This is a genomic window from Corallococcus interemptor, assembly GCF_003668875.1.
Lineage (GTDB): Bacteria > Myxococcota > Myxococcia > Myxococcales > Myxococcaceae > Corallococcus > Corallococcus interemptor.
In genome coordinates, this window is sequence record NZ_RAWM01000126.1 from 1 (window position 1) to 12594 (window position 12594).

The window sequence follows — 12594 nt, forward strand, 5'->3', positions numbered from 1 at the left end:
GCGGGGGCGTCCAGGGAGGCGGGGTGGGAGAGGAAGTCCTTGAGGTGCCGGCGCACGGCCTGGACGGTGTGGGCGTCGGCGTGGAGGACCTCCTCGAAGTAGCGGCGGACCTCGCGGACCTCCTCGCGGCGCATCTCGCCGTCGGCGCGGGCGACGTCCACGAAGAGGGCGGTGATGTCCCGGTCGAGCGGATCCTCGTCGGGGGCCTGGACGATGGGGAACTCGCCCGGGCCCTGGGTGAGGGAGGAGTGTTCAGGAGGCGGCTCGAAGGCGGCGGGGAAGTCGCTGAAGATTTCGGGGAAGTCCGGGGGCGCGGCGTGCTGTTCGTCGAAGTAGTGGCCCAGGCCCGTGCCGACGATGAGGCCGAGCACGATGGCCCAGGGCCCGCCGACGAGGAGGCCGGCCATGAGACCCAACATCGCCCCGAGAACTTTTCCCGCGCCCATGCCTTCGCTTCGCTCCCTTGTGCCGGGCCAGTCTTGCATAAGGTGGGGCGCATGACGGCTCAGTTGATTGACGGCAAGGCAGTGGCGGCGCGCGTGCGGGCGGAGATCAAGGAGGAGGTGACGCGCCTGAAGGCGGAGCGCGGCATCACCCCGGGGCTCGCCGTGGTGCGCGTGGGTGAGGACCCGGCGTCCAAGATTTATGTGACGGGCAAGAAGAAGGCCGCCGAGGAGGTGGGCTTCAACTCCTGGGAGCACCACCCGGATGAGAACATCACCCAAGCCGAGCTGCTGGCGCTGGTGCACCGGCTGAACGAGGACCCGGCGGTGCACGGCATCCTGGTGCAGCTGCCGTTGCCCAAGCACATCGACGCGGACGCCATCATCGCGGCGGTGAAGCCGGAGAAGGACGCGGACGGCTTCCACCCGATGAACGCGGGCAACCTGCTGTTGGGCCGCCCGGCGACGCGCGCGTGCACGCCGTATGGCGTGATGCGGCTGCTGGAAGAGGTGGGCTGCAACCCCGCGGGCAAGCGCGCGGTGGTGGTGGGCCGCAGCAACATCGTGGGCAAGCCGCAGGCGCTGATGCTGCTGCAGAAGGACGCGACGGTGACGGTGTGTCACCGCAAGAGCGACCTGCCGTCGGAGGTGGCCCAGGCGGACATCCTGGTGGTGGCGGTGGGCGTGCCGGAGCTGGTGAAGGGCGCGTGGATCAAGCCCGGCGCGGTGGTGATTGACGTGGGCATGAACCGCAAGGCGGACGGCAAGCTGGTGGGCGACGTGGAGTTCGCCGCCGCGGCGGAGCGCGCGTCGTTCATCACGCCGGTGCCGGGTGGCGTGGGCCCGATGACCATTGCGATGCTGATGAAGAACACGCTGGAAGCGGCACAGCGCGCGGGGAAGTAGTCAGACGGTTCGGGCCTCCCTGTCCATCCTGGGAGAGGGAGGTCCGACGGCTCCTACTTCTTGATGATCACGTGATAGGTGGGCTTCTTGAGCCCTCCGGTCATTCCTGTCGTGATCTGACCGCCATACCAATTGATGATTTTGATGACCCGCTTGTATTCGTACTTGTCTTCCGTGCCCCCGTTGTCGAGGACCTCGTATTTGTAATTGTTGCCGCTGGTCGTGGTGATTTGACGCGCCCGCTGCATGAGGTCATCGACCTCCGACGGTGTCAGGCTCACTTCCTTACTGACCTGGCTCTTGTGATCCCACTGCGCGACGCGATCCAGGATGGGTTTGACCCGGTCGACCTTGATGAGCTTCGGGGGCGGAGGGGCTGTGAACGTCAACGACGTGGTGCTGAGACGCTCGGCCATGGACTTGGGCGCTTTGTTCTTGGGCTTCTGTGACACCTTCCTCTCCTCCTCTTGCATGATGCTGAGCAGGCTGGGGGGGCCGCTCGGAGGAGGAGGGGGGCTGTCGTCGTTGAACGTCGGCGTCCATCCCGGAGGGGGCATGTCCTGACTGGTCGGGAGACCGACGAGGCGGTGGACCTCGTCAATGGCACTCTGCAAGGTGTCGTGACTCATCACGAGCCGTTGATGCTCATTGCGGCAGGTCCCCTGGAGGTCGTCCCGGCCGGGGTAGGCCTTGGCGTAGTACATGAACAACTCGAAGGCGACCGGTCCCGGGAGCCGGGCCTGGAGGACAGCCGGGACCAGGGACCTTCCCGGAACCGTCTGGATGGGGGTTGGAAGCCCCGCGTCGAAACTGGCGTGGACGCTCGGGTGCGCCGCCCACCAGTCCGCCAGTCGCCGGCCAAACGCGTCCGCCTCCGCTTCGAGGCGCGGGTCGTGGACCAGGGACAGGCGCGCACGGGCTTCGGGCACGCGTCCCGCGCGCTGTTGCAGCACATGGGCAAGCTCATGCCCCAGAAGCTCGATGCCCGCATGGCCGCGGACGTCGTAGCGCCCGGGGGCGAAGAAGAGACGCTCCCCGACGGTGAACGCCAGGGCCCCGAGTGCCGCCACCGCAGGCGTCTGGCAGACGCTCACCGTCGAGAGGTCCGCGTCGAAGAAAGACTCCAGGCACTCCCTCATCGCCGAGGGGAATGGATGATGCCCGGAGCACACCTGTTCACCGCACGAGTCGAGAGTCATTGTTCAAGACTATCAAACCGGGATTTCCAGGGCGAGGCCCTGGACCGTCATGCGCGCGCCGCGTCCGGCGTCCCAGGTGCGGCTCTTGGCGGAACGATTGCGCCTTGCTATCTGGCCGCGAGCACTCCTCGCCTCCGCCAGGTACCTTCCAATGAGTGGCCAATTGCTGACTTGGGCTGTTCTCCCCTTGCACCCGCAGGTGGGGCTCGACGCTGTCGCCGCGGCACTCGCTGAGTTCCATCCGAAACGCGAAGGCCAGGCCCTCCGCATCTCTGATTTCTTCCTTGTCCGGGTCGCTGCCACGCAGGTTCCAGACCGGTTGGATTGGACCTACGCGTCGAGCACGGCGCCCATTGGTGCGACGAGCGTGGAGTTCCTTGCGCCACACGAAGCCTGGCTTGGCCGGAACACTTCGCCGAAGCTCCTGTCCTTGCTGGGCTTCAAGGGGGCGAGCGAATCCCTCACCTCGGATCGCTATCTGCAGCTCACCGCGATGGTGTGCAAGCTCGCCGCGCTGGTGACCGCCGTGATTCAGCCCCTGGCCGGCTACATGGCCTTCCCCATCGGCGCCTTCGTTGATGATGCAAAAGGCTACACCGAGAAATTGAACCCTGGTCCCCTCTGGTCGTATCACCTGGGTCGTACTTCCGGGTGGATCGAGAGCTCGGGCCTTGGCGGTTTCGGGTTGCCTGAGATTGCGATGCCCATGGATCCGTCACGAAAGGAAGTCTTTGAGTCAACCGCCTACGCGGTCATGCACGCGATGATTTCGAAGGGGCCGTTGCCTCTGGGCACTGTGCTCGGGTCGGCGACCGGCGAGTTCAGGGTCGAGGCGGAGCTGTCTGGCGCGCTCTGGCTCCAGCCCACGAAACCCGTGCCCGGGGTCGAGGCGACGGCTCGCAGCCGGGCGTGCGTGGGACGCAAGCGCGCGCTGGCTTCGCTGATCGGACCTCATTCCCACTACCATGTCCCTCGTGGCGAGCACCACGTCGCGCAGGAGCACTTCTTCCTCGGCGGTGAGTGCTACGCGATGACCAACGGCGTGAGTGATGCGGCTCAGCCGGGTGGAAGCCCAGAAGACCAGAACACCCACGTCGAGTTGGTGGTGCACGCAGGGCGGTTGGGTGCCTGGGCAAGCAATGTGCTCGCATGGGCAGGTCAGAGCTTCCACGCCCACGACGCTGCTCGGCCCTTCCGTGCGTTCGACCGGTTTGTCCTGCCCTCACCGATGCAGGGGATTCCCGCGGTCTTGTTCTGGCCGTTCGGCCACCTGCAGCCGGAACCCACTCGCCGTGTCGACCTTTGGGTGTTGCTCCCATTGACCACGGAAGAGCTGCGGCAGTTCCGCGCCAACCCACAATCCCAGGGCCAATGGATTGAAGCGCGTGAGACCCGACAAGACATTCATCTCGTCGAGCAGCGATGGGATGCACTGGCCGCGAGCGAAGCCCGGAAGTAGCCCCACCTGGGCGTGTCATCCCCGGTCTGATCATGGGCTGGAGTTGGGTTTGGGGCTGTTCACCATCCAATCTACATCCAGCAGTCTCAACAGCGCGAAGCCTGCGGCCTCGGTCATCGGGAAGGAAATGCTCCGGACAATTCTCAGCAGGGTTGCGTAGTACTGCTCCTCTGGGCTTCCCGGGGGGAACCGCGCCAGGAACTCTTCGTCGCTCTTGGGCATTCACTCACCCCATGTTGTTGCAACGAGTCTAGCCGCCATTCCCCTTCGCCCCGGACGTGACCTGACGGAAGATGGGCGCATGGGTCCGGCCTTGCAGCGATGCGCAGTGGGCGGGGCCGCGCTGGGACTGCTGATGCTCGCGGCCCCCGCGCGTGCCCAGGACGCCACGCCCCTGCCTACGTTCTCCCTGGAGCGCCTGGCCCCGAACCCGGGCCTGGGGCCCGTGGCGCTCGGAAACGGTGAGTTGCTGGCTCCCGGGGCGCTGCGCATCTCCGTGCTGGCGCACTACCAACGCGCCCCCCTGACCATCGTGAACGGGGCGGACGAGTACCCACTCGTCCTGTCCCGGACCACCGGCGTGCTGTCCCTGGCCGTTGGCGTGCTGCCCTGGCTGGAGCTTCAGGCCCAGCTTCCCGGTGTCATCCACCAGAGCGGCGCGGACCTGAGCACCGTGCTGTCCATCGCCTCTCCGTCGCGCAGTGGGCTGGGCGCGCCACGGATCGCGGCCCGGCTGGGATTGCTGGGGACCTCCGCTCCCGAGGCGTTCCACCTGGCGCTCGACCTGGACGTGCGTCTGCCCGTGGGTGGTTCGGGTGCGCTGGCTCGTGATCAGGGTGTCCGCGGTCAGGGACGGATCATGATGGGCAAGCGCTGGGGGCCCGTGGCTCCGGCGCTGGAACTGGGCGTGCTCCTGCGTCGTGCCGTCTCGACGGACTCTGGCGTGGACAGCCTCAACGGCGTGGGCAACGAGCTTCGGGCCGGTGTGGGGCTCACGGTGGGCTACGCACTTCGCGCGGAGGTGTCCGCGTTCGGCGCGTACTCCTGGCGGCAGCAGCGCACCAGTGGGGAACTGATGGGTGGCCTTCGCTACGCACCCGCGCGACCCTGGGAGTTCTTCGCCATGGGCGGAGTGGGCCTGGGGACCGAGCCTGGGTCGCCCCGCTACCGGGTCCTCGCTGGGCTCGCCCTGCTCTTCGACAAGGCACCGCCTCCGCCCCCGGAGGACATCGTCTACGAACTCGTCCAGGGCCTGCCACGGGCTCCCGTCGAACCCCAGCTCGAGCCCGAACCCACGCCCTCCGAACCTCCACCTCCCGAGCCCACCAAGGACGTGCCAGTCACCGACACAGACACGGACGGCGACGGTGTCGTGGACGTGCTGGACGCCTGCATCCACGAGAAGGGGACCCGCGAGCACGGCGGCTGCCCGGAGGCGAACGATCCGCTCGTCACCCTGACCCGTGAACGCCTCGTCCTCCATGGTCAGGTCTTCTTCGAGGTCGGCGCGACGACACTGCCGGGCCGCTCGCGCGTGCTGGATCGGGTGGCGCGGGTGCTGCTGGAGCATCCGGAGGTGGAGCGCGTCGTCATCGAAGGACACACCGACGCGGAAGGCTCCTCCACCTCCAACCAGCGTCTTTCCCTGGCCCGCGCGGAGGCCGTGCGGGACTACCTCGTGCGCAAGGGCGTCCCCGCGCACCGGCTGGAACCCCGGGGGCTCGGTGCGCGCCGGCCCGCAGGCTCCAATGGGACCCAAGCGGGCAGGGGAGAGAACCGCCGCGCGGAGCTGCTGCTGATCCTGGGTGAGCCCACGTCGGCCCGCTCCATCCCCGCGCCTCCTGCCCCCTGACTCAATGGGGGCGCCCTCCCGGCGGCATGCCCCGAAAACCTGTCCGACTGTCGGACAGGTTTTTGAGAACCGGGTCCGGCAGGGGCCTCAGCGGCCCCGCCGCCTGCGCAGCGCCAGCATCCACGCGGCCAGCATCCAGGCGCCGGCGGCCCCACCCACGTTGCAGCCGCTGCCCTTCACGCTGACGGCCTCGCCAATGCCCTCCACGGGGATGACCGTCGGTCCCAGTCCGCCCCCGTTCGGCACCACGCGGACCTCTCCGCGCACCGCGCCCGCGCTCGTCGGATGGAAGGACACCGGCACCGAGGCCCGGCCTCCCGCCGGAATGGCTTCGCTCAGTGCTCGCGTGTCCACCTGGAACACCGCGCTGGAAGACGTCACCTGCACCGTCACGGGCACGTTGCCCGTGTTGACGAGGTCCAGCGTCACGGGCGGGCTGGTGACTTCCACCCGCTGGTTGCCGAATGCGATGGCCCCGGGCGTCACCGTCAACGCCTGCGCCACACCCGCCCCCTGCACCGACACCATCAGCGGCGTCGCGGACGCATCGTGCCGCACGCCGAGCGACCCGGCGTAATCCCCCGTCCGTGGCGGCTCGAACACCACGGAGAACGCGTGGCTCGTTCCCGCCTCCAGTTGATGTGGCAGCGGCAGCCCCGACACGGAGAACCCATCCACCGGATCCACCCCTGTGATCGTGATGGGACTCGTGCCGGTGTTGCGCAGCTCCACGAGGCGCTGCTCGGCCGCGCCCAGGAACTGGGCACCGAAGGTCAGCGCCGTCACGGAGGCCTCGATGGATGCCGTGGTCCCCGTGCCCCGCAGCGTCACCTGGGCGGCGCGCGGCGCGTTGCTCTGGACCTCCAGCACGCCGTTCTCCGCGGTGGCCACCGTGGGCTTGTAGTTGACCTGGAACGTGCGGCTGCCTTGCGGCGGCACGCTGGTGCCCACGTTCAATCCGGAGATCAGGAACGGACCGCTCATGTTCACCGCGGCCACGTTCAGCGACTCGCTCCCCGTGTTGTACAGGGTGAGCTCCCGTGGAGCGCTCAGACCGCCCACCCGCTGGCCTCCGAACTCCATCACGTCGCTCGCCATCTGGGCGATGGCCTGAAGCCCCTCTCCCTCCAGCTTCACCACCGTGGGCGACGACGGCGCGGTCGAGAACAGCCGGAGCGCGCCGGACACGAGGCCGTTCTCGAGCGGGTTGAACGTGACGTTCATCGTGAAGGCGTCGCGCGGCGTGAGCTCCATGGGGAGCTTCGGGGGCACCACCGAGAACGGCCCTGCCACCGCGAGGGTGCTGATGGTGAGGGTGTCCGTCCCCGTGTTGACGATCGTCACCTGCACCGCCTTGCTGCCCTGGCCCACCTCCGTGCGGGAGAAGGACAGCGCGGCGGGAGTGGCGGTCACCTTGCCCTCAACCCCCAGACCGCTGAGTGGCACGACCTGGGTCGAGCCTCCAGGACCGTCCGCGCTCAGCCGCAGCTCCTGCGTGAACTGGGCGGTGTGCGGAGGTTCGAAGGTCACCTGGAGCTGCGTCGTGGCTCCGGGCGCCAGGCTGAGCCGCTGCTTGGGCGTCACGGCGAAGCCCGTGGGCGGCTCGACGGGCTCCACCACGAGCGTCCCCGCGCCCACGTTCTTCAGCGTCAGCGTCTGGGGCACGCTCACGGAGCTGACCTCCTGCGAGCCGAACGCCAGCGCCATGCCGCCATCAGGCCCGGTCACCTGGAGCGCTGGGACCTCCACGCCGGTGCCCGTGAGGGACACCTTGAGCGCGGGAGTCTTCGGGTCGTTGCTCCGCAGGATGAGGTCCTTCGTGGCCCGCTCCACTCCGGGAGCGAAGACCACTGGCAGGTCCTTCTGTCCCCAGGCCGGGAGGGTCAACGGCAGGCCGGCCTCCACCGTGAAGGGCGCCTCCACGTCGAAGGCGGTGAGGACCAGGTCCGCCTGGCCCGTGTTGCTCACCGTGAGCGTCTTGCGGACCGGAGGGACGCCGGCGGTATGCACCCCGAAGTCCAGCGCGGTCGCGGCCACGGCGATGGCGGGCTCGATGCCCGTGCCATGCAACGCGACCTCCGCGAGCGGAGTGATGGCCCCCTGGGCCTGGATGCGCAGCGACTGGAGCACCTCTCCGGCGGTCGCCGTGAAGGACACCGAGAGCGTGAGGACGCCGCCGGACGCGGGCAACGTGGTGCCGCCCACGGGAAGACCGCTGACGGAGAAGGGGGGCTGGGTCTGGACCGAGGCGATCGTGAGCGGCTGGTTCCCAAGGTTCTTCACCTGAAGGGGGAGGCTCTGGGTCGTGCCCACCTTCACGGCGCCGAACGCGAGCGCGGCCGGAGTGAGCTGGACCTTCGCGGGGCCGCCTGTCCCCTCGAGCTGGATCGTCACCTTGGGCTGGTCCGGGTCGCTGCTCTGGATGGACATGATCCCGGAGTCGGTGCGTTCGTGCGTGGGGGTGAACGTCACGTTCAAGTCCAGGCTGGCGCCCACCTTGAGCGTGAAGGGAGGGCTCCCGGACGTCAGCGTGAAGGGACGGGGGACGCTGATGGTGCGAATGACGAGGGGGGCGGCGCCATCATTGGTCAGCGTCACCTTCCGGGACGCGGAGCTGTTCAGCGCGACCGAGCCGAAGGACAGACTGCCCGGTCCGTACTTGAGCACCGGACGTCCCGCCAGCAGCTGGATCCGGGCGGCGGAAAAGCAGTTGATCAGGTCGGGCTTCAGCGTGAGGGTGTTGTTGTCACCGTAGAGGTAGCCGGGCAGCCCTGATTGATCAGGCGCCTTGGAGGCGACGTCCTGTATCGAGCAGACGCCGCATTCGGACCCGGGCGAGGGAAACGTGTTGAAGGTCCCCACCTTCAGGTCGTTCAGCAGGACCGTCGTGAGGCCGCCCCAGTAGCCTCGGCCCAGGGACTGAACCCGGACCTCCTTCACCACCCAGCCGGGAGGAAGGGGGTCCTTGAAGCTCTTCTTCCCGTCGTTCCAGTTCCCCGTGTTGTCCGAGCAGGCGTAGGACGGGTTGCCGCATCTGCTGCACTTCGTCGCGCCATCCCACGCCACGTCGACGGTGAACTGAGCCTCCATGCCCAGCGATTGGGTCCGCGAGGCTTCCGTCGGCGTCTCGGGCGGCTCGGCCGGCTCTGGCTCCACGGTGGAGCAGGCGGCCAGGACAGACAGACCCAAAGCAAGCAGCAGGGGGAGTCGACGCATCTGGAGCGCCTCTCATGGGAGCGGGGATTGGCGCGAGAGCTTCGCATGAACCGTGAACACCGCGCGAGCCGTCAGCCTTTACAAGGATGGTGTACTTGAGACACTATCGTGCGCGGGCACGGACCTGGGAGGTTGGGGACATGGTGCAACGCGCTGAACGCATCGCGGGAGGACTGTATGGGTTGCTCATTGGTGACGCATTGGGCGTCCCCTATGAGTTCCACCGGCCGGAGACGATTCCTCCTCCCGAGGCCATCGAATACGACCCACCGCCAGGGTTCGACCGCGCGCATGACCGAGTCCCCCCGGGCACCTGGTCGGATGACGGCGCCCATGCGCTGTGCCTGCTGGATTCCTTGACGTATCAGAAGCGGCTCGACTGCGAGGACCTGGGCCGGCGGCTGGTGAACTGGCAGGACTGGGGCTACCTCGCCGTGGACGGCGACGTGTTCGACGTGGGCATCCAGACCAGTACGGCCCTGCGACGGCTGCGCGACGGCACGCCCGCGATGCTCGCTGGCCCCAATGGCACCATGGACAACGGCAATGGCTCACTGATGCGGGTGTTGCCATTGGCCCTGTGGCACCAGGGCAAGGACGCGGCGCTCGTCTCGGATGCCATGGCGCAGTCGCGCGTGACACATGGCCACGTGCGCGCCCAGGTGTGCTGTGCGCTGTATTGCCTCTGGGCCCGGCGCATCCTCCAAGGCGCGGCGGACCCCTGGGCCGAAGCCGTGGCCACATTCCGCGACCTGTACGTGGAAGGCTTTCCCCAGCGGGAGGAATTGGAAGCCCACCTCCGTCCGGACGACCCGGCACCGGGAACGGGCGGCGGCTACGTCGTGGACTGCCTGCGCTCCGCCCGGGCCTGCGTGGCGAACGGCAAGACATACGAAGAGGTCGTCAAATCCGCCATCCGGCTGGGCCACGACACGGACACCACGGCCTGCGTGGCGGGCGGCATCGCGGGGCTCATCTTCGGCCTCGATGGCATCCCGCACCGCTGGCGCTCACAGCTGCGCGGGCAGGACCTGGTGGAGCCGCTGCTGGAGCGGCTCATGAAGTCGCTGGGCTGAAAACCCTCAGTCCGGGAAGATTTCGAGCACGTCCCTCAACATCGCGGCGCTCGTCCCACGGGACCCCTGCTCACCGGTGATGAGGGTGTGGACGCCGTGCAGGTCGCTGCGGAACACCGCGCCCAGCTCCGTCGCGCCCAGCCGGGCCAGGGGATGGGACGCGTCCACGGCGGTGGGGCGCACGCTCCACTCCCAGCGCTCGCCGCCCAGCGGCTCCCCGCGCGCCAGCAGCAGCACCTGGCCGCCCTTCGCCTTCGCCGCGTCCAGCTCCGCGCGCGTCACGCCGCGCATGCCCGTCACCGACACGTCCTTCAGCGTGGTGGGCACGCGCATTACGGCATTGGCCAGGATGATCAGCTTGCCCGTCGTGTCCCAGCCGTCCACGTCGAGTGTCGGGTCCGTCTCCGCGATGCCAAGGGCCTGCGCCTCCGCCAGCGCGGCCTCGTAGGACTTGCCCTCGGCCATCCGGTTCAGGAGCAGGTGGCTGGTGCTGTTGAGCACGCCCTCGAACCGGCCGGGCTTCCCCAGCGCCAGGTCCCGGCGGCCCACGTTCACCAGCGGCATCGCCCCTCCCACCGCGGCGCTGAAGCGCAGGGGAGGGCGGCCCGGCGACTCCAGGTCGCTCAAGGACGCCAGCTCCTGGAAGCCCAGCACCAGAGGGCCCTTGCTGGCGAGCACCGCCGCCATGCCCCGCATCAGCGCGTCCCGCGTGATGTCCAGGCCCGGCTGCCCGTCCTTGAAGCTCGTGGGCGTCGCCTCCAGCAACAGGTCCGCCTTCACGTCACGCACCAGCTGGCGCCCGCTCATCCCCGGACGCCCCACCACCGGCAGCGACGCCACCGAGTGCCGCGCCCGCTTCACCGCCAGCACTTCTCCGATGTCCAACCCGTGCGGCGCCACCGCCGCGCCGCCCGAGTCCGCCAGCCCCACCGGCAACAGCTCCAGCCGGTAGCGCTCCATCAAGAGCGACGCGCGCGACTGGAGGATCTCCAGCAGCGGCACGCCCACGTTGCCCAGGCCCGTGAGCAGGAAGCGCACCGTGCGGACGGCGCGCGGGTTCATGGGGCGAAGGCCTCGCGCACGCCATCGCGGCGCAGCGTGAAGAGCATCCACACCGCCACCGGCACGCCGATGAAACAGCCCGGCGTCAGCGTGTACATCGCGCAGATGGCGCCCACCGTCGCCAGGCCGTAGCCCTTGAGGCTCATCGCGTTCAGCGCGCCCCAGATGGCCAGCAGCCCGCAGAGGACACCGCCCAGGATGGCCAGCGTGAAGCCCAGCGAGAAGTCCAGCACCACCGGCGCCTGCCCCGGCGTGGAGAAGGGCGACGCGACCTTGAACGCCGCCAGGCTCGCGCCCAGCAGGCTGAAGACGACGTGCAGCACGCCCACGATGAGCAGGAAGAACGCCGGGAAGCGCACGATGAGGAAGGTCTTGTAGCGCGGATCCTCCGGCGCCAGCTGCGGGCCCGGGCCGCTCATGACCGCCCCTTCAGCGCGCCCACGATCATCCGCGTCGCGGGGGACTTGTTCAGCGTGTAGAAGTGGATGCCCGGCACGCCGCGCGACAACAGCTCCATGCACTGCACCGTGGCGTGCGCCACGCCCAGCTGCACGACGGCGTCCGGCTGATCCTTCACGCGCTCCATCTGCAGCGCCAGACGCATGGGCACCGTGGCGCCGCACATGCGCGTGAAGCGCTGGACCTGCTCATAGTTGGTGATGGGCATGATGCCGGGGACGATGGGGACATTGATGCCCACCCGCCGCGCCCGCTCCACGAAGTCGAAGTAGAAGGCGTTGTCGAAGAAGAGCTGCGTCACCACGAAGTCCATCCCCGCATCCACCTTGGCCTTCAGGTGTTGGAGGTCGTCCTCGCGAGACGCCGTCTCCACGTGGCCCTCCGGATAGCACGCGCCCCCCAGGCAGAAGTTGAAATCCTCTTCTCGGACGAATCGGACCAGCTCCTCCGCGTAGCGGAAGCCCCCGGGCACCGGCTCGAACTTCGTCTGCCCCTGCGGCGGGTCCCCTCGCAGCAGGAGCACGTTCTCGATGCCTGCCGCGCCGAGCCGGCGCAGCACGTCACGAAGCTCGTCCCGGGTGTGTCCCACGCACGTCAGGTGCGCCATGGCCTCGATGCCGGTGTGCTGCTTGATGTGTGTGACGAGCTCCACCGTCCGGTCGCGCGTGCTCCCGCCCGCTCCGTACGTCACCGACACGAACCCCGGCTCCAGCGGCGCAAGCTCCTCCACCGTGCGCAGGAGCGAGGCCACGCCCGCGTCCGTCTTGGGAGGAAAAAACTCGAAGGAGAAGCTCGGCTTGGAAGGGTTGAGGCAGTTGCGAATCTTCATGTCGGGATGAGTTTAGTCCCTTCCGCGTCGGCCTTGATCGGAGAAGGTGCGCCGCTATAGTCCGCGCCGTTTCGCCACCCCCCACCTGCCCAT

The 12594-nt window shown here is 68.4% G+C and carries 11 protein-coding genes; 4 read left to right on the forward strand and 7 right to left on the reverse strand.

Annotation, left to right across the window (positions count from 1 at the left end; genetic code table 11):
- Positions 1-407 (reverse strand): TerB family tellurite resistance protein (locus D7X96_RS31315; protein ID WP_244219792.1); only part of this gene is annotated, 407 nt, incomplete at its 3' end.
- A 90-nt stretch (positions 408-497) separates the two neighbouring features.
- Here D7X96_RS31315 and folD point away from each other — a divergent pair.
- Positions 498-1349, forward strand: a complete 852-nt coding sequence (gene folD, locus D7X96_RS31320; protein ID WP_120553055.1) for a bifunctional methylenetetrahydrofolate dehydrogenase/methenyltetrahydrofolate cyclohydrolase FolD — start codon at positions 498-500, stop codon at positions 1347-1349.
- A gap of 53 nt (positions 1350-1402) precedes the next feature.
- Here the strand turns inward: folD and D7X96_RS31325 are convergent, their stop codons facing one another.
- Complete coding sequence (locus D7X96_RS31325) at positions 1403-2548, reverse strand: eCIS core domain-containing protein (RefSeq protein WP_121724463.1); 1146 nt, start codon at positions 2546-2548, stop codon at positions 1403-1405.
- Between the two features lie 187 nt (positions 2549-2735).
- On the opposite strand from D7X96_RS31325, the gene D7X96_RS31330 reads away from it, so the two are divergent.
- The gene (locus tag D7X96_RS31330; RefSeq protein WP_147468440.1) at positions 2736-4007 is read left to right on the forward strand and encodes a hypothetical protein; all 1272 of its coding nucleotides are present in this window, start codon (positions 2736-2738) and stop codon (positions 4005-4007) included.
- A gap of 30 nt (positions 4008-4037) precedes the next feature.
- Here the strand turns inward: D7X96_RS31330 and D7X96_RS31335 are convergent, their stop codons facing one another.
- The gene (locus tag D7X96_RS31335) at positions 4038-4229 is read right to left on the reverse strand and encodes a hypothetical protein (RefSeq protein ID WP_121771413.1); all 192 of its coding nucleotides are present in this window, start codon (positions 4227-4229) and stop codon (positions 4038-4040) included.
- Between the two features lie 79 nt (positions 4230-4308).
- On the opposite strand from D7X96_RS31335, the gene D7X96_RS31340 reads away from it, so the two are divergent.
- A complete protein-coding gene (locus D7X96_RS31340) occupies positions 4309-5859 on the forward strand; it encodes an OmpA family protein (protein WP_121771414.1) in 1551 nt (516 codons plus the stop codon).
- Positions 5860-5946: 87 nt separating this feature from the next.
- Here D7X96_RS31340 and D7X96_RS31345 read toward each other — a convergent pair whose 3' ends face one another.
- Positions 5947-9075 (reverse strand): choice-of-anchor D domain-containing protein, encoded by a 3129-nt coding sequence (locus tag D7X96_RS31345; RefSeq protein ID WP_121771415.1) that lies wholly within the window; start codon positions 9073-9075, stop codon positions 5947-5949.
- A gap of 140 nt (positions 9076-9215) precedes the next feature.
- Here D7X96_RS31345 and D7X96_RS31350 point away from each other — a divergent pair, with 140 nt between their 5' ends.
- The gene (locus tag D7X96_RS31350; protein ID WP_121771416.1) at positions 9216-10151 is read left to right on the forward strand and encodes an ADP-ribosylglycohydrolase family protein; all 936 of its coding nucleotides are present in this window, start codon (positions 9216-9218) and stop codon (positions 10149-10151) included.
- 6 nt (positions 10152-10157) lie between these two features.
- On the opposite strand, the gene D7X96_RS41605 is transcribed toward D7X96_RS31350, so the two are convergent.
- Genes D7X96_RS41605 through metF form a run of 3 tightly spaced genes read right to left on the reverse strand, consistent with a single transcriptional unit; the run spans position 10158 to position 12501 of the window.
- The gene (locus D7X96_RS41605; protein WP_121771417.1) at positions 10158-11213 is read right to left on the reverse strand and encodes a homoserine dehydrogenase; all 1056 of its coding nucleotides are present in this window, start codon (positions 11211-11213) and stop codon (positions 10158-10160) included.
- The gene (locus tag D7X96_RS31360; RefSeq protein WP_120550938.1) at positions 11210-11632 is read right to left on the reverse strand and encodes a hypothetical protein; all 423 of its coding nucleotides are present in this window, start codon (positions 11630-11632) and stop codon (positions 11210-11212) included. Before D7X96_RS31360 ends, D7X96_RS41605 begins: the two co-directional genes overlap by 4 nt.
- Positions 11629-12501, reverse strand: a complete 873-nt coding sequence (gene metF / locus D7X96_RS31365) for a methylenetetrahydrofolate reductase [NAD(P)H] (protein WP_120550939.1) — start codon at positions 12499-12501, stop codon at positions 11629-11631. The genes D7X96_RS31360 and metF overlap by 4 nt, the downstream gene beginning before the upstream one ends.
- Between the last annotated feature and the right edge of the window lie 93 nt (positions 12502-12594).